This is a genomic window from Rubricoccus marinus, assembly GCF_002257665.1.
GTDB lineage: Bacteria > Bacteroidota > Rhodothermia > Rhodothermales > Rubricoccaceae > Rubricoccus > Rubricoccus marinus.
In genome coordinates, this window is sequence record NZ_MQWB01000001.1 from 3,108,530 (window position 1) to 3,130,637 (window position 22,108).

At 70.7% G+C, this 22,108-nt stretch carries 16 protein-coding genes and 1 tRNA gene; 5 read left to right on the forward strand and 12 right to left on the reverse strand.

What is annotated here, in order from left to right; translation table 11 throughout:
* Positions 1 to 17: 17 nt before the first annotated feature.
* From BSZ36_RS13135 to BSZ36_RS13180, 11 genes are all read right to left on the reverse strand, one after another.
* Entirely contained in the window at positions 18 to 1,250 is a 1,233-nt protein-coding gene (locus tag BSZ36_RS13135; protein ID WP_094549697.1) for a L,D-transpeptidase family protein, read from the reverse strand.
* Between the two features lie 570 nt (positions 1,251 to 1,820).
* Positions 1,821 to 3,221, reverse strand: coding sequence for a sigma-54-dependent transcriptional regulator (locus tag BSZ36_RS13140; RefSeq protein WP_094549699.1), 1,401 nt, complete (start codon positions 3,219 to 3,221; stop codon positions 1,821 to 1,823).
* A gap of 50 nt (positions 3,222 to 3,271) precedes the next feature.
* Positions 3,272 to 4,429 (reverse strand): sensor histidine kinase, encoded by a 1,158-nt coding sequence (locus BSZ36_RS13145; RefSeq protein WP_218827664.1) that lies wholly within the window; start codon positions 4,427 to 4,429, stop codon positions 3,272 to 3,274.
* A complete protein-coding gene (locus BSZ36_RS13150) occupies positions 4,416 to 4,940 on the reverse strand; it encodes a Rab family GTPase (protein ID WP_094549703.1) in 525 nt (174 codons plus the stop codon). The genes BSZ36_RS13145 and BSZ36_RS13150 overlap by 14 nt, the downstream gene beginning before the upstream one ends.
* Before the next feature lie 22 nt (positions 4,941 to 4,962).
* Positions 4,963 to 6,729 carry an OmpA family protein gene (locus BSZ36_RS13155; RefSeq protein WP_094549705.1) on the reverse strand — a complete coding sequence of 589 codons (1,767 nt, stop codon included), beginning with the start codon at positions 6,727 to 6,729 and terminating at the stop codon, positions 4,963 to 4,965.
* A gap of 30 nt (positions 6,730 to 6,759) precedes the next feature.
* Positions 6,760 to 7,332 carry a hypothetical protein gene (locus BSZ36_RS13160; protein ID WP_094549707.1) on the reverse strand — a complete coding sequence of 191 codons (573 nt, stop codon included), beginning with the start codon at positions 7,330 to 7,332 and terminating at the stop codon, positions 6,760 to 6,762.
* A gap of 107 nt (positions 7,333 to 7,439) precedes the next feature.
* Complete coding sequence (locus tag BSZ36_RS13165; RefSeq protein ID WP_094549709.1) at positions 7,440 to 8,012, reverse strand: M23 family metallopeptidase; 573 nt, start codon at positions 8,010 to 8,012, stop codon at positions 7,440 to 7,442.
* An 84-nt stretch (positions 8,013 to 8,096) separates the two neighbouring features.
* Positions 8,097 to 8,618, reverse strand: coding sequence for a DinB family protein (locus BSZ36_RS19495; protein WP_179271186.1), 522 nt, complete (start codon positions 8,616 to 8,618; stop codon positions 8,097 to 8,099).
* Between the two features lie 37 nt (positions 8,619 to 8,655).
* The gene (locus BSZ36_RS19500) at positions 8,656 to 9,606 is read right to left on the reverse strand and encodes a hypothetical protein (RefSeq protein WP_179271187.1); all 951 of its coding nucleotides are present in this window, start codon (positions 9,604 to 9,606) and stop codon (positions 8,656 to 8,658) included.
* 84 nt (positions 9,607 to 9,690) lie between these two features.
* Complete coding sequence (locus BSZ36_RS13175) at positions 9,691 to 11,118, reverse strand: MATE family efflux transporter (protein WP_218827665.1); 1,428 nt, start codon at positions 11,116 to 11,118, stop codon at positions 9,691 to 9,693.
* A gap of 713 nt (positions 11,119 to 11,831) precedes the next feature.
* Positions 11,832 to 13,223 carry a dipeptidase gene (locus BSZ36_RS13180; RefSeq protein ID WP_094549713.1) on the reverse strand — a complete coding sequence of 464 codons (1,392 nt, stop codon included), beginning with the start codon at positions 13,221 to 13,223 and terminating at the stop codon, positions 11,832 to 11,834.
* A gap of 415 nt (positions 13,224 to 13,638) precedes the next feature.
* On the opposite strand from BSZ36_RS13180, the gene BSZ36_RS13185 reads away from it, so the two are divergent.
* Together BSZ36_RS13185 and BSZ36_RS13190 are read left to right on the forward strand one after the other, a co-directional pair.
* The gene (locus BSZ36_RS13185) at positions 13,639 to 14,862 is read left to right on the forward strand and encodes a hypothetical protein (protein ID WP_094549715.1); all 1,224 of its coding nucleotides are present in this window, start codon (positions 13,639 to 13,641) and stop codon (positions 14,860 to 14,862) included.
* Positions 14,863 to 14,946: 84 nt separating this feature from the next.
* Positions 14,947 to 15,222, forward strand: a complete 276-nt coding sequence (locus tag BSZ36_RS13190; protein WP_094549717.1) for a hypothetical protein — start codon at positions 14,947 to 14,949, stop codon at positions 15,220 to 15,222.
* Positions 15,223 to 15,247: 25 nt separating this feature from the next.
* Here the strand turns inward: BSZ36_RS13190 and BSZ36_RS13195 are convergent, their stop codons facing one another.
* Positions 15,248 to 16,501, reverse strand: a complete 1,254-nt coding sequence (locus tag BSZ36_RS13195; protein ID WP_094549719.1) for a 4-hydroxy-3-methylbut-2-enyl diphosphate reductase — start codon at positions 16,499 to 16,501, stop codon at positions 15,248 to 15,250.
* Positions 16,502 to 16,733: 232 nt separating this feature from the next.
* Between BSZ36_RS13195 and BSZ36_RS13200 the strand changes: the two genes are divergently transcribed.
* The 3 genes from BSZ36_RS13200 (at position 16,734) to BSZ36_RS13210 (ending at position 22,058) form a co-directional block, all read left to right on the forward strand.
* Entirely contained in the window at positions 16,734 to 19,547 is a 2,814-nt protein-coding gene (locus BSZ36_RS13200; RefSeq protein ID WP_094549721.1) for a CHRD domain-containing protein, read from the forward strand.
* Between the two features lie 226 nt (positions 19,548 to 19,773).
* A complete protein-coding gene (locus BSZ36_RS13205) occupies positions 19,774 to 21,732 on the forward strand; it encodes a CHRD domain-containing protein (RefSeq protein ID WP_094549723.1) in 1,959 nt (652 codons plus the stop codon).
* Between the two features lie 239 nt (positions 21,733 to 21,971).
* Positions 21,972 to 22,058, forward strand: a tRNA-Ser gene (locus BSZ36_RS13210).
* Positions 22,059 to 22,108 lie beyond the last annotated feature (50 nt).

Sequence of the window (22,108 nt, forward strand, 5' to 3'; positions counted from 1 at the left end):
CCTCTGGCGCCAGAGGCTCAGGACCGCGACGTGGAGGTCTTCGCGCCAGAGGCGTCGCGGCCCGTGATGTCGCGGAACTGGACGGGGGTGCCGGTCTTGACCATGCTCAGAAGGTGCTCCGCGTCCCAGTTGGTCAGGCGCGTGCAGCCCGCCGAGCTGGCGTAGCCGATGGTGCTGGGCGCGCGCGTGCCGTGGATGCCGTAATGCGGCTCGGAAAGCGCGATCCAGACCGTCCCGACGGCGTTGTTCGGGCCGCCGGGAAGAACGGCGTCCTCCTGGTCGTCGGGGACGCTCGCGAGGATCTTGGGCTGGTAGTGCCACGTCGGGTTGCGCGCGGTGCGCGTCACCTCGAAGTCACCGCTGGGCGAGGGGTCGTACTCGGCGCCGAGGGTGGCGGGGGCGTGGAACAGAATGGTGCTGTCGGCGGAGAGCGCCTGGAGGTAATGCCCGCTGCCGGAGACGACGATCATCGCGATCTCGCCGGAGACCCGTGGGGCACCCATGATGTTGGGCACGCGGATGCGGTCGCCTGCGGAGAGGCTGTCCAGCGTCATGCTGTCGTTGAGGCGCGAGATGAGCGCGGGCGAGGCGTGGAAGCGCTCGCCGAGGGCTTCGCCAAGCGACTCGTAGCCCAGGCGCTCCAGCTTGGCTTTTTCGTACACGTCCTCGGGCAACGGCTCAAAAGGGCCTTCTACATCACCTGCGGTGAGCGTGTACGTGACCACGAGGGAATCCGGACGCCCGGCGCGGCGGCCGAGCGCGGCGACGGTCGCGGAGTCCGCCACGCCAGAGGCCTCCATGCCGGCGGACTTCTGAAACCAGACCAGCGCCGCCTCGGTGTTGTTGCCCCAGCGGCCGTCGATCTCGCCGGGCGAGAAGCGCGCGCGGTCCAGCAGCACCTGGAGCTTGAGCACACTCGGGCCTTCCACGTTGCCGCCCAACGGGAGCTGCATCTCGGTGGACCACGCCCGCGTGGTGTCCAGGTCCGCGAGGCGTTCGGTGTTGGCCTGCTCGGCCTCGGCGCGCGCGAGCGTGTCCACGTTCGCGAGCTGGACCGGGCGCGTGATGTAGCGGTCGCGCTCCACCTCCTCGTCGGACGGCAGCTCGTCCCCGCCGATCATCGAGACCGACTGGACGGCCATGTCGCCAGAGGCCTCTGGCGTGTCGGCGGGCGTCTCGGTCCAGCAGCCAGAAACCAGGATGAGAAGGGCCGCGAGGACGAGGAGGACGGCGAGAGAGGTGCGCATCATGTACGGAGAGAGGGATGCTGTGAACGGCGGCGCGCCAGGGAGTTCCCGGCGTGGTGAGCAGACATGAGTCCGCCCCGCTGGCTTACGGGCCAGCGGGGCGAGATCGAGTGGGACCGAGGTGACGTCCCTGGCGTGTCACCCCGGCCCCGTCGACCGGACCCGGATCCCTGCGCGTGTCAGCCCCACAAGCGTCAGGAATGGGCTGCCGGTCGGTTGAGGCGGCGCTTTGGTGCTCGGCAGATCCGCTCCGGCCAGGGGCGGGCACGGGCGGCCCCCGTGGGTGAGAGGTGGGGCGGATCTGCGCAGAGCGCGAAAGAACGGATGCATCTCCGGGGCGGGCCTCGGTGGCGGCCCCTTGTGGTGAGAGGCGAGGAACCGGCATCCCGGGATGCACAGCCCTTATTCCAAGAGCCGTGCCACGCTGCGAACATCGATTTCAGCCCCCCAGCGCAGGTATAGGCGCCCCTCGCGTTCGACTGTGCGACAAACACCGACACGGGTGTTCGATCCCGGGACGAGCATCTCGTGAACTAGGAGCCGCCCCATCCGGACCGCCAGAGGCCTCTGGCGCTACGCCTCGATCTCGTACTTCTTGAGCAGGCGGTAGACCGTGGAGCGCGTGATCCCGAGCGCCTCGGCCGTTTTCTCGATCTGCCCCTCGCAGATTTGCAGGGCGTGCTCCAGCGCGAGCCGCTTCAGCTCCTCAAAAGGCACGATCTCACTCTCGGCGCCGGCGTGCGTCGCGTGCTCGGCGGGCGTGCGGGCCTCGCCCATCAGCGAGCGCCCCAGCCGGAGGTCCCCGGCGCCGACGTTGACGCCAGAGGCCACGAGCGCGGCGCGCTCGACGGCGCTTTTCAGCTCGCGCACGTTGCCCGGCCACCCGTAGCGGAGAAGCGCTTTGCGGGCCGAGGGCGAGAACTGCCGGGCGTTGAGGTCCGGGTAGCGCGCGGTCACGGCCTTGAGAAAGCGCTCGGCCAGGAGCAAGACGTCCAGGCCACGGTCGCGCAAAGGCGGGACGGGGATGACGAACTGCACCAGGCGGTAGAAGAGGTCCTCGCGGAACTCGCCAGAGGCCACCATCGCCTGCAAATCCCGGTGCGTGGCGCTCACGATGCGGACGTCCACCTGGAACGCCTCGCGGCCTCCAACGCGGCGGATGGTCTGGTCCTGGAGCACGCGGAGCAGTTTGGCCTGCAAGCGCGCGTCCAGCTCGCCGATCTCGTCCAGGAACAGCGTGCCGCCGTTGGCCTGCTCGAAGACGCCGGCGTGGCGCGCGATGGCGCCGGTGAACGCGCCTTTCTCGTGGCCGAACAGCTCGCTCTCCATCAGCTCCGCCGGGATCGCGCCGCAGTTGAGGACCACGAACGGGCCTCTGGCGCGCGCCGAGCCGCGGTGGACGGCCCGCGCGACGAGCTCTTTGCCGCTGCCGCTCTCGCCTACGACCGCGATGGCGAGATCGCCGCGGACGGCCTGGCTCACGAGCCGGAGCACCTTCGCCATCTCGGGGCTCTCGCCGACGATCTCCGGCGCGACGGCGCGGTCCCCCAGCCTCTGGCGGAGCGCGTCGATCTGGCTCACGAGCGCGAGCCGGTCCGCTGCGGCGCGCGCGAGGACGGGGACGCGGTCCAGCGCGTCGTCGCCTTTGACGAGGTAGTCCTGCGCGCCGGATTCGATGGCCTCTAGCGCGACCGGGATGGAGGACTGCGCCGAAACCATCACGACGGGCAGATCCGGGCGCCGCTCCTGCACGTGGCGCAGCACGTCCAGGCCGCCCATCTCGGGCATGACCACGTCGAGGAAGACGAGATCGAACGCCGCCTCTCCGTTCAGGGCGTCCACGAACGCGGCGCCAGAGGCGAACGCGGTGGTCTTGCACGGCACGCCGGCGCCGCGCTTGAGCCGCAGCGCGATCAGCCGCGAGAAGTCGGGGTCGTCGTCGACGAGGGCGACGCGGAGGGGCGTAGAATCCATGCGGCGAAGCTAGCGGCCTCTGGCGCCAGAGGCTTTGGATCGCAGAGCGTTTAGGACGCGGCGCCCTCCGCCAGAGGCGTACGGGCGGGCCGCAGGCGCACCCAGAAGCGGGCGCCGCCACTCTCGCGCGGCTCGTAGCCGGCCGTGCCGCCCCAGCTTTCGGCGGCCAGGCGGCAGAAGTAAAGCCCGAGCCCCGCCTGCCCGCGCTGCGGCCCGCGCGGTCGGAAGCGCTTGAACAGGTCGGCGGTGGCCTCTGGCGGCACGCCGGGGCCGTCGTCCTCGACGGCGAGCGTCACGCCATCCGAGGTCTCGCGCGCCAGGAGGCGGACGGTGCCGCCCTCGGGCGAGTGCCGGATCGCGTTCTCCAGCAGGTTCATCACCACGCGCTCCAGCCGACGCGCGTCGGCGACGGCGCGGAGCGGAGCCTCTGGCGCGTCCACGGCGAGCGCTACGCCAGAGGCCTGGGCGCGGGGCGCAAGCGCGCGGGCGCTCTGGCGGAGCGCCTCGCCCACGTCGGCAGGCGCGGCGGTCGCGGGCTGCATGGCGTCCACTTCCTGGCGGAAGGTGTCCAGCACGTCGCGGATCATGCCCTGCATCCGCTCGGCCTGGCGGCGGGCGATGTCCACGAGTTCGCGGTCGTCCTCGGGCAAGCCGCTGGCGTCGAGGAGGCCCAGGCTGCCGCGGAGGCCCGCCAGAGGGTTCGCGAGGTCGTGGACGATGCAGTGGAGCAGGACCTCGCGCTCTTCCGTCCGGCGGCGCGTGCGCTCCACGTCCAAGCGCTCGTCGCGGGCGGTCTGAAGCAGGCGTTGCGTCCTCTCGTAGCTCATCGTCGGCGGGCCGAGCAGGAGCAGCGCGCGGCCATCGGCGCGGAGGGCGGTGGCCTCCAGGGTGCGCTCCACGCCGTCGCGGCCGGCCTCGGTGTACGGTCCCGAAGACAGACGTCCTGGCTCCGCGCGGTCCCAGACTGCGATGGCACTGGGCAGGAAGTCCGCGAGGAAGTCCGAGCTTTCGGCCGGGTCCACGGCGCCTCTGGCGGGCGCGGCGTCGCCAGAGGCCGGAGCCTCCGCGCTCGGCGCGAACAGGCCCTCGAACCACGCCGGGGGCTTGCCCACGAGGGAGAACAGGCCGCTGGCACCGCGCTCCAGCACGGCGACATCGAGCGCGGCCATGAGGCCGCCCGGAAGCGGGGTCGGTTCAGCCACGAGCATGGGCGATGGCGAGGCGGGCGAGGGCGAGGAACGCCTCTTCAACCTCCATGCCATCGCGGGCGCTCGTCTCGCGCACGTCCACGCCCGCGTTTCGGAGCGCCTCCACCTGCGCCTCGTCGATGGCCCACTCGTCGTCCAGGTCGCGCTTGTTGAGCGCGAGGATGGACGGCGTGCCGCCAAAGGCCTCGCCGAGTTCGTCGCGGAGGGCGACCACGCGGTCGAACGTGATCGGCCGCGTGCCGTCGGCGACGAGGAGGAAGGCCGAGGCGCCGCGCAGGTAGGCGCTCTGGAGCGGCGCGAAAGCGTCGTCGCCGTTGATGTCCCACACGATGAGGCCGACGGCCTCGCCGTCCACCGTTACGCGCTTGCGGCTGATCCGCACGCCGATGGTGGTGAGGTAGTCCTCGGAGAACGTGCCCTCCACGTAGCGGCGCACCAGGCTCGTCTTGCCCACGGCGGGCGCGCCGACGAGGCAGACCTTGAGGCGGAGGGTCTCGTGGGGTTCGCTCATGGGGACGGCCTCTGGCGCGGAGTTAGCGGAGAACGCGGAAGGTGACGCGGCGGCTGGGCGGGTGCGGCCCGTTGGCAAGGGCGTCCTGCGCGCCACGGCTCAGGGTACGCACGTCGAGGTTCTCCACCTCGCTTTCCAGCGCGGCGGCGACGGCGCGGGCCCGCGCGAGGCCCAGCGCGGCGTTGGCGTCGGGCGTGCCGAGGTCGTCCGTATGGCCGGTGACCTCCAGGGTCAGCCTCTGGCGGCGCTCGCCCGCGGCGGCGTCGAGCCGCGCGATGCGGGTCCGGGCATCGGCCAGGGCGGCGTCGGGCGGCACGGCTCCGCTCTCGTCGAACTGCAACGAGAAGGTCTCCACCCCCGAGCGGGCAGCGTCGATGTCGTCCCGCAGGCCGGAAACGTCCAGGCGCCGAACGCCGGGCACGAGGGGCAGGATCTCTCTTGCGCGCGCCACCCAACTCGTGTCCTCGCGCGCGCCAGAGGCCCGGACCGTGCCGTCGGCGCCGGCGCGCAGGCGCACGCCGGGCGGCGTGCCAAAGGCCTCGGCGGCGCGGCGGGCCACGACGCTCGTGTCTGTGGAGAAGGCGGTCACCCAGCGGGCGTCCACGTCGTCGGCGTCCAGGCCGGCGGGCGCGAGAAGCGTGGCGGGGTCGGGCGCCAGAGGATCGCGCGCGCCGACGACGACCAAGCGGCCGCCCTCGCGGTCGGTGCGGAGCACGTCCAGGCCGGGCGTGGCGTCGAGCGCTTCGACGTAGGCGGACTCGCGGGAGCGGGCGTCCCACCAGCGGTAGCCGCCCCACGCGGCGAGGCCAAGCGCCAGCAGGAGAAGCACGAGGAGCTTGGGCGAGAGGCCTCTGGCGGGCGTCTCGGCGTACTCGGCGTCGAGGAGGTCTTCGAGGACGGAGCCGGCGGCGTCGAACGGGGCGGTCTCGCCGGTAAAGGTCGTCAGCGCGTCGCCCAGGCGCGAGTGGATGGACTCGCAGGCGGCTTTGAGCCGCTGGCGGTAGGCCTCTGGCGGATGGCCGCGGATCACGGCGGCGAGGATGGCGCGCGGCCCGGGCTCGATCCACACGTTGAGATCGCCGACCTCGATGGTGTCCAGTGCGTCGCCCTCGTCCACGCTGAACGAGTCGCCGACGAACTGCCGCACGGCGGTCAGCATCGCGCTTACCAGGTCGCCGTCCTCGCCCGCGCCGGGCACGCCAGAGGCCACGACGTGCTTGAGGAGCAACCCGGTCTCGCGGTGGACGAGGAGCACCTCTTCCACGCGGTACTGCAGCGTGTGGCGCAAGACCACCTCGCCAAAGGAGAGCCCACTGCGGCGCGCCTCCATGCGCCACTTCAAGCCGCGCCACGAGAGCCCGTAGTTGACAGACTGGTTGACGGACTCCAGCGACTGCGCCATCGCGTGCTGGATGGACCGCCGGATGGCCGGGCCGATAATGGGAAAGATGGCGTCCACGACCGGCTGCGGGTTGCGCTCCACGCTCGCCTTCAGCCCGCGCTCGATGGGGCCGGCGAGCGCGTCGCCGAGGGCGTGGTCTTCGGTCTCGCGCCAGAGGACGGCCTCGGGCAGGACGCGCGCCACCGCGCGCGGGTCCATCTCCGGCGGCGGGAGTTCGTTGCGGACGACGCGGTCCAGCGCGGCGTCATGGTCGTCTCCGAGGAGGAGGCGGCGGAGCGTTTCCTCGGCGGAGGCTTCTGGCGGCGAGCCGTCGCCGGAGGGCGCGTCCGCGCCGCCGGCGGCGAGCGGCGCGAACGGAGGCGGGTCAGGGCGCGGGTCGGAGGGCATCGGGCGCCAGAGGCGGATGCGCACGAGAGGCTAGGTGCCGTCTTCGAGACGTGAGGCGGCTTCGGAGAAGATGGCCGCGAGCGAGGCGCGGTCGGCCTTGCGGGTCTGGAGCAGGCCGGCGTGGTGCGCCATCGTGCGGCGGATCTCGTCGGTCGTCGTGCGGAGCGCGTTCTGCGCCGTCGCGGCCTCGTCCAGGATCTGCTGGCGGACGGCCTGCGCGGTGAGGTCGTGCTCCTCTTTCTGCTCGCGAATCATCCGCGCGAGCGTGGCGCGACCGCCAGAGGCGTCGGCCGTCGCGCGGTCCAGCGCGTCGATGCGCTCGCGGCGCTCCTGGGTGATGGTCGCGGACAGGCTGGAAAGCTCGGAGCGGACGTGCGCTTCCAAGGCGTCCATGCGCGCGGAGATGTCGGCGCGGAGGTCGGCGGCCTGAGCCTCCATGCGGGCTTCGAGGCGCAGGAAGCGTGTCTCGATGGTGCTCATCTCGCGGCCGAACAGCAGGTCGCGGATCTTCTCCAGGTTGCCCTCGGCGTGCGGCTCCTCCGAGGGGCGGGAGGCGCGTGCGGGGTCGGGCGTGGGGGCGTGGGTCGTTGAGGCGTCGCTCATGGGCCGGCAGGGGACAGTGCGGCCTGCACGTTACGGGCCGGGCCGGTGCCGCGCAATGGAAGACGGACCCCTGGCGCGGTGCGTGTGCGGCGCCAGAGGCCCGGGCGCTACTCGGCCTCTGGCGTGCCGCCCTCCGGCTCCACGAGCCTCGGGTACGGGTTCGTGGCGCCCCCGGCGCTGTAGATCCCGTAGTGGAGGTGCGGCGGCGTGCCGGCCGCGTTACCGCTCGTGCCGACAAAGCCCAGCGTGTCGCCCGGGGCGATTCGGTCGCCAGAGGCGAGCCCCGGCTGCTGCGTCTCGAGGTGTGCGTAGTAGTGCGCCTCGCGGCCCGGCCCCTGCACCCAGACCACGTTGCCGCCCAGGTTGTTGGTGCCCACCTCGGCCACGATGCCCTCGGTCGCGCTCACGACGGGCGTGCCTCTGGCGGCGAAGATGTCGATGCCCTCGTGCTGGCGCCCGCCGGAGCGTGCCGCGCCCCACGTGTCGGTAAGCGCCTCTGGCGAGACGCCCGCGACGGGGACCGGCGTGCTCGTCAGAGGCTCCATCGCGGCGAGGCGCGCGGCGTAGAGCGGCTGGCGGAACGCGGCGCCGAGTTGCGGGACGAGCGAAGCGGCACCGAGAGCGAGCAGCGCGGCGACGAAGACGAACGAAAGGCAGCCGCTGGCGCGTCGGTAGGCCATAGCGAGGGATGGGCGGCGCCCCTAAACGCGCGTTGGCCGGCGTTGTGTCGCCCACGACGAGCCTCTGGCGCCAGAGGCTCTTTTCTACTCGCTCCTCGCGCCGCGGCGGTCGTCGCCGGACGGTCCGTAGACGCCAGGAACGGGCACGTCCAGAAGGCGGAGGTAGACGCTCAGCTGGCCCCGGTGGTGCGCGATGTGGCTCAGCGTGAAGCGCCGTAGGACCATGTGCGTCGGGTCCGTCGAGATGTGGTGTTTGCCGCTGCGCAGGGTCCACGGCTTGTCGAGGTCGGCGTCGGTCTGCTGCTCCAGCGTGGCGCGGAACGCGGCGACGTTGCGGTCGAACGTCGCCAGAAGCGCCTCGGTGCTTTCGGGCGGATCGTTGGGCGGCATCGGCGCGCCCATGTCGAACTCGTCCTGCGTGAGCGTCATCGTGCCCCACCAGAACAGGTTGGCGATGTGGGCCGTGAGTTGGCCCAGCGTCCAGCTCTTCTCGTGCGGGCGCCAGCCGAAGTGCGCCTGGGGCGCGGCTTCCAGGAGCCGGCGCGTGCCCGCGAGTTCGAGGTCGAGGTCGGAAAAGGCGAGGTCGCGAAAGGAGGTGTCGGACATAGGATCGGGGCGCCTCTGGCGCCAGAGGCCGGGCGGCTCAGCGGAGCCGGAGGGTGAGAAAGTGCGGGAGCGGCTGGTCGCCGGTGGGGCGGTGGAGCGCGCCGGAGGATCGGTTCCAGACGAAGACCGACGCGCCGCCATCGGGCGCGATGCGTGCCTCTGGCGCGACGCCGAGCGCGTCCAGGACGGCGCCGGTCTGCTCGATGCTTGTCGTGCCGTCGTTGGTGACGGCGACAAGCGTCTCGGTGGTCCCGTCGCCGTCGCGGTCGAGCGCGCCGAACACGTGGAAGCGCGTCGCGCGTCGCGTGGGGTGCGCCTCGGGCGCGTAGCTCGCGAAGGCGTCGGCAAAGGCATCGGCTCCCAGCGGGGCGCCAGAGGCCGGGTCCACGTCGGCGATCCGCACCTCGCGCGTGCCCATCGCGAGGGCTCGCAGCGGCTGGTCCCACCGCCGGCCTCTGGCGCCGGGGCGGCCGGGACCGTTCGGGCTGCTCCCGCCCGTCACGATCTCGCCGCCAGAGGCGACGGGGAACGCGAGGCGCGTGCTCGGCTGCATCGGGGTTTCCAGAAACGCGCCGTTCATCACTGCCAAGAGCTCACCCGTACCGCCTCTGGCGACGGCCACGACGCTGTCGGCGCGCATCATGCCGAACGCCGGGCTGGGCGCCGCCGGATAGAAAAAGCCCTCGGCCTCTGGCGCCGGGACCATCGCGCTTAGCACCTGCTCCAACTCGACCTGCCCCAGATCGGCCCACTGCACGAGATAGGCGCCCTCGGACGGGCTCACATTCGCGAGGGCGTACGCCTCCAGGCCCTCGCCAGAGGCCACGTCCAGCGTCACCGCCTTCAGCCCGGCCGATGCCAGCCGGGTTTGCAGGTCGGACGCGAGCGCGTCCGCGACCTCTGGCGCGGGGTCGTTCGGGGGCGCATCCGGGTCGCCAGGGGCGCAGCCGAGCGCGGCGAGGAGGAGCAGAAGGGCGAAACGTGTCAATCGCGTGGGGCCTCTGGCGGACGCTCTAGGGAGAGGGCTCTAGGTACCGCCGCACCGCGCGGCGGCGCCAGAGGCAGGCGCGGGTCAGCGGCCGAACGGCCGGGCGGTCGTGGACTCGGTCACGGCCTGCTCTTCGATGGCGTCGTCGTCCTCGACGGGCTGGCGCAGCACGCGCATAAACCACACCACGGCCACGAGCGCGCCGCCAACGTAGGAGATGGGGAACGCCCACCACACGCCCTCCAGGCCGAGCGCCGTCCGCGTCGAGAGGAACCACGCGATGGGGAAGCGGAGCATCCACAGGCTCGCGATCGAGATCGCCATGGAGACGTACGTGCGGCCCGCGCCGCTAAAGCCGCCGCCGATCACCACCTGCGCGCCGATGAGCCCCCAGCCCGGCGCCATGATGCGGAGAAACTGCGCGCCCTGCTCGATCACCGCCGGCTCGCCCGGCACGAACGCCGCCACGATCGGGCGGGCGAAGACAAACGCCAGAAGCCCCGCCGCCGTCATCGTGCCGAGCGCGATCCACGAGCCGACCGTCGTCGTCTCGCGGGCGCGCTGCCGCTGCCCCGCGCCGATGTTCTGCCCCACGACCGTCGAGGTCGCGATGCCGAGCCCGAGCGCCGGGATGAGGACGAACGAGAAGATCCGCGTGCCCACGCCGTACACCGCCACGGCCTCGCTGCCGAACCCCGCGATGAGCGTCACGAGCACGCCGAGGCCGACCGCGCGCATCCCCTGGTCGACAGAGGCCGGGAAGCCCAGCCCCACGATCCGGCGCGCGAGCGCGAGGTCGGGCCGGATGTCGCTCAGCCGGACGCGAATCGGCCGCCGCCCGCTGAGCAGGAGCCACAGCCCGATCGCCGCCGCCAGCCCCTGCGTGCCGATGGTGGCCGCGGCGGCGCCCGCCACGCCGAGCGCCGGGACCGGCCCCCAGCCGAGGATGAACAGCGGGTCTAGCACGAAGTTGAGCAGCACGGTCACGCCCACCACGTAGAGCGGCGTTTTGACATCGCCCACGCCGCGCAGGAGCGCCTGGAACACGAAGTAGCCGAACACGAACGGAAGCCCGAGGTAGCTCAGCTGGAGGTACTCCGTCGCGAGTCCCAGCACCTCTGGCGCGGCACCCATCAGCCGCAAGAGAGGCTCCGCGAGCACATAGCCGCTGGCGGCGAGCACGAGCGAGAGCAGCGTCACGATGGCGTACGTCTGCCCCGCGATGTAGTCCACCTGCCGCGTATCGCTGCGGCCCTCCGCCTGCGCCACGAGGATCGTCCCGGCGATGGTGATCCCGCCGCCGATGGCGATAAACAGGAAGATGACCGGAAAGCTGAACGAGACCGCTGCGACGGCGTCGGCGCCCAGACGCCCCACCCAGAACGTGTCGGTCAGTTGGTAGACCGTCTGGAACACGTTGGCGAGCACGACCGGCCCGGCCAGCTTGAGCAGCGCCGGGGCAATCGGCCCCTGGAGGATGGCTTCGGACGGACGAGCGGGCGGCTTGGGCACGGGATGCGGAGGAGTCGGCCGCGCAAACGACGCGCCCGCCCGCCGGTTCGGAAGGCCGCGCCCGTTCCGGGTGAACCTGCCGTGCGCCTCTGGCGCGCCCCCGGCTCCGGTGCCCCGGCGGCTTAACCAGGGTGTAACGCCAGAGGCCTCTGGCGCCGGAGCGGCTCCGACAGCACCGCCAGAGGCTCCCGTCCCCCGTCCCCACCCCTGCACCTCCCTACGTCATTCCCGCGCAGGCGGGAATCCAGGGTACTGGGAACGCCTCGCACCCCGCCCCCTCGGGCCTGGACGCATACAGGAGATGGCTTCGCCTCCGCCTTTCCCTGCATCGCCAGAAGCCTCTTGCCGCAAGCCAGGGTGGTGTCCTCGTGACTCCGTGCTCGGCTGCGCGAGATCGCCGCGCTTCGCTCGCGATGACACCGGTTTGGGTTAGAGGGTCTGTGCCCACTAAAGGCTGCTCAGTCGCCACTCTGGATTCCCGCCTTCGCGGGAATGACGACGGGGAGGAGTGTGACGGCTTGCGTGTCGGGCACATCCCCGCCCAACGCTGCCTGCCAGTGCTCGCTCCTCAGCCTCGCCAGAGGCCTCTGGCGGCGAGCGAACGGCTCAGAACCAAAGGGTCGCCCCCGGCACGATGCCAGGGGCGACCCGGGTAGACCCAACGCCTGCGCCTCTGGCGCCAGAGGCCCGTCGAAGAAGTCTATCGCCAGAGGCTAGGCGGCCTCCTGCTTCGCGTAGGCGTCCATAAAGCGGATGCTGGCCTCAATGCCCTGGTGGAAGCGGTCGATGCCGAACTTCTCATTCGGCGAGTGGATGGAGTCCGAGTCCAGGCCGAAGCCCATGAGGACGGTGTCCAGGCCGAGGATCTTCTTGAAGTCGGCCACGACGGGGATGGAGCCGCCCTCGCGCGTGAAGTGCGGCTTCTGGCCAAAGACGCCTTCAAGCGCGACCGAGGCCGCCTGCATCGCGGGCGCCGTGGTGTCCACGATGGAGCCGTGGCCGCCGTGGAGGTCGCGGAAGTCCAGCGTCATCGTGTCCGGGACGTGCTTCTCGAAGTGGGCGCGGAGCTTGTCCGTGATCTCGCCGGGCGTCTGATCTGGGACGAGGCGGCAGGAGATCTTGGCTGTGGCTTTCGACGGCAGAACCGTCTTGGCGCCCTTGCCGGTGTAGCCGCCCCAGATGCCGTTGACATCCAGCGTGGGCCGGCCGCTCGTGCCTTCGAGCGCGGAGTAGCCCTTCTCGGACTTGGTCGTCTTGACGCCGGCCTCCTCCATCCACGCCTCCAGGTCGAACGGGAGCGCCTTGTACGCCTCGCGCTCCTCTGGCGTGAGGTCGCGCACGTTGTCGTAGAAGCCCTCCACGGTGACGTGGTGGTCGGCGTCGTGCAGGTCCGAGATCATCCGCGCGAGCGCGTTGACGGGGTTCTCCACGCCGCCGCCGTAGACGCCGGAGTGGAGGTCCTTCTTGGGGCCGGTCAGTTCCACCTCGACGTAGGCCAGCCCGCGCAGGCCGTACGCGATGCTGGGCACGCCGGGGGCGAACAGCGCCGTGTCGCTCACGAGGACGACGTCGGCCGCCAGAAGCTCTTTGTTCGCCTCGATAAAGCCCGGCAGGTGGACCGAGCCGGACTCCTCCTCGCCCTCGATCATCAGCTTGATGTTGACCGGGAGGTCCTGCCCGCTCTGGAGGTACGCCTCCAGCGCCTTGACGTGCATGTACGCCTGCCCCTTGTCGTCGGCGGAGCCTCTGGCGACGATGTTGCCGTCCACCTCGACGGGCTCGAACGGCGGTGAGTCCCAGAGGTCGAGCGGGTCCGGCGGCTGCACGTCGTAGTGGCCGTAGACGAGGACCGTCGGCGCGTCGTCCGAGACGTGGATCTCGCCGTACACGATGGGGTGGCCGGGCTTGTCCGCCGAGCCGGTCTCCATCACCTCGACGGTCTCGACGCCGATGAGGCGGAGGTTGTCGGCCAGCCACTCGGCGGCCTGGCGCGTCTGCGGGGCGTACTCGGGGTCGGTTGAGATGCTCGGGATGCGGAGCCACGCCTTGAGTTCTTCGACGAAGCGGTCGGAGTGGGAGCGGGCGTAATCGAGAGCGGCGTCCATGCTGGGAGGTGTGTTGGAAAGAGGATGCCGTCTATAGACGGCGGCACCCGCCCTCCGGTTCGCCAGCCTCTGGCGCCAGAGGCTAGTGCTTCGGTGCTCGGCCGATGTTCACCCCCCTGCCGTCGCTCTCGCTCCGGCTGTCCCCCCTCGCGAAGCAAGGGGGGATGGGATGCCGTGCTCGACCCCCCGTCCTCGTTCCGTCTCCCCTCGCGCGTGAGGGGAGACCGGTTTGCGACCGGAGGGGAGCAAACCAGAGGGGTGGCTCCCGCGCCTCGCCAGAGGCCTCTGGCGCACGCTCAAGCACCCCAGATCGCGGGCAGAAAAAACACCTCTGGCGCCAGAAGCAGGTGTGCCATTCGGGTGTCACCACGGCCTCTGAGATTGCCACCACTCACTTGTACAGCACCCCGTTCACATGTCCGCGCCCGCCCCCGACCGCCGCCCCACCGTCCGCCTCGTCATGGTGACCGGCGCCAACAACAACAAGGTCTACGAGATGGCCGAGAACGGCGACGGCACGTTCACGGCGCGCTTCGGCCGCATCGGCGCCGCGCTTCAGGCCAAGACCTACCCCACGAGCAAGTGGGACGCCACGTACCGCGCGAAGACGCGGAAGGGCTACACCGACGTGACCGCCCTCGCGGCCGAGGAAGGCGAGCGCGGCTTCGCCATCGACGCGCCAGAGGTCGCCGCGCTTGTCGACCACTTGCAGGCCGCCGCCGACGACGCGCTGCGCGCGCAGTACCTCGTCGCGCCCGACGCCGTCAGCGCCCGCCAGGTCGCCGAAGCCCAAGCACACCTCGACGCCCTCAGCGCGATCGCGCTCGACGGCTCGCCAGAGGCCCGCGACGCCTTCGATGCGCGCCTGATCGACCTGTTCACCACCATCCCGCGCAAGATGGGCGACGTGCGCGACTTCCAGCTGAGCGAGCGCCTGGAGGCCTCTGGCGTGCCGGACCTGCTCAACAGCGAGCAAGAGGCGCTGGACCGCATGGCGCAGCGCGTGCGGCTCGGCGAAGCGCCCACGCGCCCGACGTTGATGGAGGCGCTCGGCTTCGAGCTCCGCCCCGTCACCGACGAGAAAACGCTCCGCCGCATCCGCAGCAAGATGGGCGACCACGCCGACCGGCTGGAAAGCGCGGTCGAGATTGTGCACCCGCGGCTGCGCGAGCGGTTCGACGCCCACGTCGGCGCCGCGCGCCAGAGGCGGACGGAGTTGCTGTGGCACGGCTCGCGGTCCGAGAACTGGCTCTCCATCCTGGAAACCGGCCTCTGCCTCCACCCGGACCGCGCTGTGATCACGGGCAAGATGTTCGGCTACGGGCTCTACTTCGCGCGCTCGTTCCAGAAGTCGCTGGGCTACACGTCGCTCCGCGGCGCCTTCTGGACCGGCCAGCGCGCCGACCGCGGCGTCCTCGCGCTCTACGACGTGCACATGGGCCGCCCGCTCACCGTGGACCGCCACGAGGCGTGGTGCCCCGCCCTCACCGCCGACGGCCTCGACGCCAGAGGCAGCCTCTGGCGCCGCTACGACTCGCTCCACGCCCGCGCGGGCGAGATGCTCCGCCACGATGAGATCGTGGTCTACCGCGAGGCGCAGGCCTGCCCCCGCTACCTGGTGGAAGTCCGCGAGGGATAGGGCATGGAGGGAGGCGCACGCGCCTCTCCCCCACGCCGCATCCGCACGTCCCGCGCCACTCTCAATCCCCTTACCCCTCTAGCCATGACCCGCTACACCTCCCTCACCGACCGCGCCGTGCGCGCCGCCGCCGTTCTCGACGCCGAGCGCACCGGCACCACCACCACGCTCGACGTCAAACGCGAACTCCGCGACCGCGGCTACTGGGCCACCCAGGGCGACGTCTCGCGCCGCCTGGCGCGCATCGCCTCTGGCGAGGGCTGGCCGTGGTGGGGCATGGGCCGCTTCCGCCTCTACGGCGTCCCCGCCAGAGGCCAGAGGGGGCCGGCGGTGGCCTCGCGGGCCGCGCTCGTCAACTGAGCCTCTGGCGCCAGAGGCTTGCCCTCTAGGCCGCCTCCTCCGCGAACGGCTCGACGGCCTCGTCGACCGAGCGCGCGTCGGGGAACCACAGGAGCAGCCGCCGGATGACCTCGTCCAGGAGCGCGTCCGGGCACGAGGCGCCGGCGGTCAAGATCACCCCCAGGGGGCCGCCGCCAGAGGCCTCTGGCGGGAGCCAGTTGGGTGACACGCGCGGCTCCTTGACGCGCCAGTCGAAGTGGCGGATCTCGCGCGGGCTCACCATGTCGTCCGCGTCGGAGATGAAGTAGGTAGGCAGGCCGGCGTCCTCGCACAGCTCCACCAGGTGGCTGGTGTTGGACGAGTTGTAGCCTCCCACGACGAGCGCGAGGTCGGCGCCGGCTTCGATGAGGGCCAGCGTCGCGTCCTGGTTCTCTTTTGTCGCGTAGCAGAGCGTGTCGCTCGTGTCCGCGAACGCGCCCGCGTCGCCATCGCGCGTGACCACGGCCTCGCGCACGCGTTCCGCGATGGCGGCCGTCTCCGTCGCCAGCATCGTCGTCTGGTTGACCACCCCGAGCCGGGCTAGGTCACGCGCCGGGTCGAACCCGTCCGACGTGCGGCCTTCGAAGCGCGACCAGAAGAAGTCGACGCCCTCGCGGCCTTCGATCACCGCCGCGAGCGCCTCCGTCTCCTCCATGTCGCGCACGACCACAACCGGCGCGCTCTCCTTCGCGTGGCCAAACGTGGCGCGCGTCTCCTCGTGGTTGCGCTTGCCATGCACCACCACGGTGTAGCCCTTCGCCCCGATGTGGGCGCTCTTTTTCCACACGCGGACGACGAACGGGCAGGTTGTGTCGTAGGTCTTGGGCTCGATGCCTCTGGCGCGGAGGTCTTCCACGATCTCCGGCGGCGCGCCAAAGGCCGGGATGATGACGATGTCGCCCGGCCGGAGGTCGTCATAGGGGATGAGTTGCTCGCCGGTCGTGGTGCGGAGAAAGCGGATGCCTCTGGCGACGAGGTCCTCGTTGACGTGCGAGTTGTGGATCATCTCCGAGAGGAGGAAGATCCGCCCGCCAGAGGCCATCTCCGGGTTCTCGTCCAGCGCCCGGTACGCGATCTCGATGGCGTTCTCCACGCCGAAGCAGAAGCCGAAGTGCCGCGCCAGCTTGACGCGCAGCGGCCCGAAGTCCAGCACGCTCGGCGAGAGGTCCTTTTTGCGAGGGTCCGCGTCCCGGCGGGCCGCTTTGACACGGCTCACCACGGGGCTGCGGTAGAAGTCGGGGACGTCGAACTGGCGGGCCATGGGGTGCGTGGGGGATTCCCCTAGAGGAGGCAAAGCTAGGGGGCACAACGAGCCGCACCTCGCGGGGTTGCTCGAAATCGGAGTGCATCTGGGCTAGAATGCGTCAGACGTTCACCGCCTCTGGCGCCACGCCAGAGGCGCGGCGTGTGACGGTTTCATAACGTGAGGGGCGCGGCGGGCACACAGGCCCGCTTCGCCCGTAGCCTGTTCTCTCTCTTCCCCTACTGACTGTATGTCCCTCCGATACCTCTTGCGCTCGTGCTTCGCACTGGCGCTCCTCCTCACTGCCTCTGGCGCGGTCGCTCAAAGCGATCTCGTCATCACCGGCGTCGCCGACGGGCCTCTCTCAGGAGGCACCCCGAAGGTGCTCGAACTCTACGCGATCAACGACATCCCGGACCTCTCGGTCTACGGCGTAGCTGTTGCAGCCAACGGCAACGCATCAAGCGGAGCCCCGTCGTTCATGCTTGGCGCAGACGCGGCCTCCGCTGGCGACTACATCTACGTCGCGACCGAGACCGAGCAGTTCAACAACTTCTTCGGCTTTGAGCCGGACTACACCGGCTCCCTGTTCATCAACGGCGACGACGCCGTCGAGCTGTACCTCAACGGTGCCGTGGTGGACGTGTTCGGCGAAGTCGGCGTGGACGGCACGGGCCAACCGTGGGAGCACCTCGACGGGTGGGCCTACCGCATGGATGGTACCGGTCCTGAAGGCGCCACCTTCACGGTCTCCAACTGGACGTACAGCGGCGTGGATGGCCTCGAAGGCGGTAGTACCAACGCGACAACGAACGTCCCCTTCCCGGTCGGCACGTACAGCACGACGCCGAGCATGGGCCCGCAGACCTTCACCGCGCTCGCCAGAGGCGAGTTCGAGGTCCCGGCCGTTGAGACGATGGGCAAGGGCGGCATCACCGCCGTCCTGGACGGCACGATGCTGACCGTAACGGGCGCCTTCGCCTACCTCGAGAGCGACTACAACGCCGCCGTCGGCGCGCACCTCCACGGAGGCGCCTCTGGCGAGAACGGCCCCGTCCGCTACTCCCTCACGCCGACGCTCGACGCGGACAACCGGGGCGGCTTCTTCGCCGCCGGGGAGAACATGTTCAACGTCCGCGAGACGTTTGCGGACTCGCTCCGCGCCGGCCTCGTGTACTTCAACCTCCACACCGTAGACAACGGCTCTGGTGAGATCCGCGGCCAGCTCGGCATGAACGCCGATGCGCTTCCCGTCGCGCTCAGCGGCGACCAGGAGGTCCCGCCGTTCGAGACGAGCGCCAGCGGCTCCGCGACCGTGACGGTCGACGGCACGACCGTGACCGTAACCGGCTCCTTCATGGGGCTCACCGGCGACTACCAGGCGTCGCACGTCCACGCCGGCGCCAGAGGCATGAACGGCCCGGTCGTCTTCGCGCTCAACCCCACCGTTCCGATGGCGATGGCGCGCAGCGGCGAGTGGGAGGCTGCGAACAACATGTTCGAGGTGAGCACCACCTTCGCGGACTCCCTCCGCGCAGGGCTCGCGTACATCAACGTCCACTCCGATGCCTCGCCGAGCGGCGAGATCCGCGGCCAGATCGGCTTCGAGAACGAGATGGACGCGGAGCCGATGGACATCGCTGACGTCCGCGCCGGCGGCGACGACCAGCAGGTCACCATCGTGGGCGTGGTCACGCGCTCGCAGGGCCGCATCACGTACGTGCAGGACGAGACGGCTGCACTCGCCATCTTCCAGACGTCGGGCGCCTTCCGCACGGCCGTGGACGCCGGAGATATCGCCGCTGGCGACTCGCTCCGCGTGACCGGCATGACGGGAAGCTTCAACGGCTTCTTCCAGATCGACGGGGTCGACAGCTTCGAGGTCATCTCGCGGGACAACGCGCTGCCGCTCTACCAGCGCGTGACGCTGGCAGAGATCGCCGCCAACGGCGAGCAGTACGAAAGCGAGCTGCTTGAAGTCCGCGGCCTCATGTTCAGCGCCGAGGGCGCGTTCGCCGCATCGACGACGTACCAGATCGGTGACCAGAGCGGTGCCGTCGCGCTCCGCACGCCGAGCGCGAGCGACACCCGCATCGCGGGCGTCGACATCCCGCAAGAGGCCGCCATCTTCCGTGGCGTTCTCGGCCAGTTCGACAACGAGGACCCACGTGACAGCGGCTACCAGCTCACCCCCATTCGGATGAGCGACGTTGTGGCGCAGGGCGATCCGTCGCAGCTGGTCATCAACGAGATCCTCTATGACCCGGCCTCCGAGCTCGCGGGCGACGCCAACGGCGACGGCACGCGTGACGGGGTCCAGGACGAGTTCGTCGAGATCGTCAACGCGGGCACGAGCTCCGTCGACCTCGGCAACTTCGTGATCGAGGACGGCGCATCGCTGGGCTCGGACGACGTGACGTTTATCCGTCACCGCTTCCCGGTCGGAACGGTTCTCGAAGCCGGTCAGGCTGTTGTCGTCTTCGGTGGCGGTACGCCGACCGGTGACTTCGGCACCTCGATCGTGCAGACGGCCAGCAACACTGGCGGTCTCGGCCTGAACAACGGTGGCGACACCGTGACGCTCGCCGACGCCCCGATCCAGAACAACGCTGGCGGCAACGTCATCGCGACCGTGACCTACGACGGTTCGGTTCAGGACGAGGCCATCGCGCGCATCCCGGACCTCACGGGTGACTTCGCGGCTCACACCACGAACCCGCAGAACCCCGTTCGCTTCTCGCCTGGCGTCTCCAACCTCACCGGTGGAGGCGGCGGATTCCCGAGCGCGAGCGAGGAGACTCCGGACGGCACGATAGTGCTGACCGTGGCGAACCCGCTCCGCGCCGACGCGCAGGTCCGCTTCGAGACGCCGGTCTCTGGCGACGTCTCCCTCGTGCTCTACGACGCGCTCGGCCGCCGGGTCGCCGTGCTCGCCGAGGGCGACCTCGCCGCCGGCGCGCACACGGCGACGCTGCGGGCGTCGTCGCTGGCCCCGGGCGTCTACGTCCTCCGCCTCGCGGCGAGCGGGACGCAGATGACGCGGACGCTGACGGTGGTGCGCTAGCGCGCGGCCCCTGCGGCCTCTGGCGACGGCGGCCGCGGTCCTCCGAGGGCGCCCCCACTCCGGTGGGGGCGCCCTCTTTGCATGTGTGGGCTCGGCGTCGGGGCCTCTGGCGTGGCTCGCGCGCCTCGTTGGGCGCCAGAGGCCAAACCCGGCCGGCGCCAGAGGCGGAGGACCCGGACCAAGCCTCGCCCGTTAGAAAGATCCTTTCCGCATCTCTCCTCCGCACATGCCCCTTCGCCACACCTCTCGCAGCCTTCTCGTGCTGCTACTCGTCGCCATCCTCGCGCCCGCGGCCACAGGCCAGCGCCTGTTCCGCGCCGAGCTTACCGGCGCCCAGGAAGTCCCGCCGGTCACGACCACCGCCAGCGGCCTCGCCACCGCCGTCTTGGACGGCTCGACGCTCATCCTCCGAGGCCAGTTCGCCGGGCTGGAAAGCGACTACAACGCCACGGTCGGCTCGCACATCCACCGCGCGCCGGTCGGCGCCAATGGATCCGTCGTTTTCCCCTTGAGCCCCTCCCTAGACCGTGATCTCCGCGGAGGTCAGTGGTACGGGCCTGAGAACCGCTTCTCTCTCACCACCGACCAGATCCAGGCCCTGCGCGATGGCCTGTACTACGTCAACGTGCATTCCGTCGCCAACGCCGGGGGCGAGATCCGCGGGCAGCTCGTCCAAGCGGTGTCGCTCAACGAGGTCCGCTCGGATCAGCCGGGAGCCGACGTGGATGAGTACGTGGAGTTGTCCGGGCCTCCCGGCACGAGCCTCGATGGCTACTCGTTCGTCGTCATCGGAGACGGCCCGGGCGGCATCGGTGTGATCGAGGAGGTGATCGACCTCTCCGGACAGATCATCCCGGAAGACGGATACTTCCTCTTCGGCCAACTCGAGTCCGCGACGCCGGACTTCGACGTGGACCTCAACCTCGAAAACTCCGACGCCGTGACCTACCTCCTCGTAGAAGGCGTCGCCGGCACCGAGGGGGACGACCTCGACACTGACGACGACGGCGTGCTCGACGCCGAGCCGTGGTCCGCCATCGCCGACGCGGTGGGCGCAGCCTCTGGCGACGAGGGTGACGCGACCTACGCGGCGCAGTTGGGCTTTGAAGACGTTGGCCCCGACGGGGACTTCCGCCCGGGCCACCTTTTCCGCAACCGCGACGATGGCGCGTGGCGTATCGGCACGTTTAGCCGCGATGGCGGCTTCGATACGCCCGGCGAAATCAATGCCTCGGCGGCGCTCGTCCAGATCGTCCACAACTCCCCAGACCAGAGCCTCGGGACGGTCGACGTGTACCTCGACGACGAGCTTCTCGTAGACGACCTCGCGTTCCAGGGGGCGACTCCGTTTGTCCTCTTGCGCGCCGGCGCCTCCGCCAAGCTGGACGTTGCGCCAGGGGCCTCCGCGTCCTCGGCCGACAGCTTCTTGGGAACGGATGTCACTCTCAACGGCTCGCGCTCCTACTACGCGGTCGTCGTCGGGATTGGTGGCGACAACGGGACGCCGGACGATGACCCGATGATCGTCCTGTACGACAACGCTCGGCCGTTCTCCACCACGCCGGGCACGGTAGATGTCGGGTTCCTCCATGGAGCCCTGGAGACGGGCGCCGTGGACGTGCGTACGGGCGTGACGCAGCAGGCCATCCTGTTCAACGCCGTCCCGTACGGCACCTTCGCGGACGAGACCTACCAGCCCACGGTCCCGGCCATCGTGGACATTGACGTCACCTCCGCTGAGCCCAACGTCGTGCTGGCGCAGTTCAAGCCGGACCTCTCTGGCCTCTCGGGCCAGAGCGCGCTGCTCATCGCGACGGGCTCCGCGGCGCCAGGGGCTGCCGTCCCGGTCGGGATCCTCGTGGTCCAGCCCGACGGCACGACGGCGCTTTCCGCCCCGGTCGACGTGGCGAGTGAGGAGACCCCGGACGGCACGATGGTGCTGACCGTGGCGAACCCGCTCCGCTCCGACGCGCAGGTCCGCTTCGAGACGCCGGCCTCTGGCGACGTCTCCCTCGTGCTCTACGACGCGCTCGGCCGCCGGGTCGCCGTGCTCGCCGAGGGCGACCTCGCCGCCGGCGCGCACACGGCGACGCTGCGGGCGTCGTCACTGGCCCCGGGCGTTTACGTCCTCCGCCTCGCGGCGAGCGGGACGCAGATGACGCGGACGCTGACGGTGGTGCGCTAGCGCGCGGCCCCTGCGGCCTCTGGCGACGGCGGCCGCGGTCCTTCGAGGGCGCCTCCACTCCGGTGGGGGCGCCCTCGCTGCGTCGTGCCGCGCCGCCGGAGGCGAGCCTCTGGCGCCTTCGCCTGGACGCCGAATGCGTCGCCAGAGGCCCCTCGCGTGCATTCCCCGATTCCTCCATGCAGCCGGACGCGCCGGAGGCACTACCTTTCGGCTCCTGGCGCCCGCCGCCGGGGCCCCACGGAGGGGTGGCAGAGTCTGGCTGAATGCACCGGTCTTGAAAACCGACGTACCGCAAGGTACCGGGGGTTCGAATCCCTCCCCCTCCGCCGCGATCCCAGAGCCCGCCTGCGCGCCCATGCGCAGGCGGGCTTTTTCT

What these genes read in the sequence shown, in the direction of transcription:
- BSZ36_RS13145 (WP_218827664.1), bottom strand. Translation starts at nt 4,429, where the DNA reads ATGCTCGTGGCTGAACCGACCCCGCTTCCGGGCGGCCTCATGGCCGCG.
- BSZ36_RS13205 (WP_094549723.1), top strand. Translation starts at nt 19,774, where the DNA reads ATGCCCCTTCGCCACACCTCTCGCAGCCTTCTCGTGCTGCTACTCGTC.
- BSZ36_RS13155 (WP_094549705.1), bottom strand. Translation starts at nt 6,729, where the DNA reads ATGCCCTCCGACCCGCGCCCTGACCCGCCTCCGTTCGCGCCGCTCGCC.
- BSZ36_RS13190 (WP_094549717.1), top strand. Translation starts at nt 14,947, where the DNA reads ATGACCCGCTACACCTCCCTCACCGACCGCGCCGTGCGCGCCGCCGCC.
- BSZ36_RS13160 (WP_094549707.1), bottom strand. Translation starts at nt 7,332, where the DNA reads ATGAGCGACGCCTCAACGACCCACGCCCCCACGCCCGACCCCGCACGC.
- BSZ36_RS13165 (WP_094549709.1), bottom strand. Translation starts at nt 8,012, where the DNA reads ATGGCCTACCGACGCGCCAGCGGCTGCCTTTCGTTCGTCTTCGTCGCC.
- BSZ36_RS13180 (WP_094549713.1), bottom strand. Translation starts at nt 13,223, where the DNA reads ATGGACGCCGCTCTCGATTACGCCCGCTCCCACTCCGACCGCTTCGTC.
- BSZ36_RS13195 (WP_094549719.1), bottom strand. Translation starts at nt 16,501, where the DNA reads ATGGCCCGCCAGTTCGACGTCCCCGACTTCTACCGCAGCCCCGTGGTG.
- BSZ36_RS13185 (WP_094549715.1), top strand. Translation starts at nt 13,639, where the DNA reads ATGTCCGCGCCCGCCCCCGACCGCCGCCCCACCGTCCGCCTCGTCATG.
- BSZ36_RS13140 (WP_094549699.1), bottom strand. Translation starts at nt 3,221, where the DNA reads ATGGATTCTACGCCCCTCCGCGTCGCCCTCGTCGACGACGACCCCGAC.
- BSZ36_RS13135 (WP_094549697.1), bottom strand. Translation starts at nt 1,250, where the DNA reads ATGATGCGCACCTCTCTCGCCGTCCTCCTCGTCCTCGCGGCCCTTCTC.
- BSZ36_RS13200 (WP_094549721.1), top strand. Translation starts at nt 16,734, where the DNA reads ATGTCCCTCCGATACCTCTTGCGCTCGTGCTTCGCACTGGCGCTCCTC.
- BSZ36_RS13150 (WP_094549703.1), bottom strand. Translation starts at nt 4,940, where the DNA reads ATGAGCGAACCCCACGAGACCCTCCGCCTCAAGGTCTGCCTCGTCGGC.
- BSZ36_RS19495 (WP_179271186.1), bottom strand. Translation starts at nt 8,618, where the DNA reads ATGTCCGACACCTCCTTTCGCGACCTCGCCTTTTCCGACCTCGACCTC.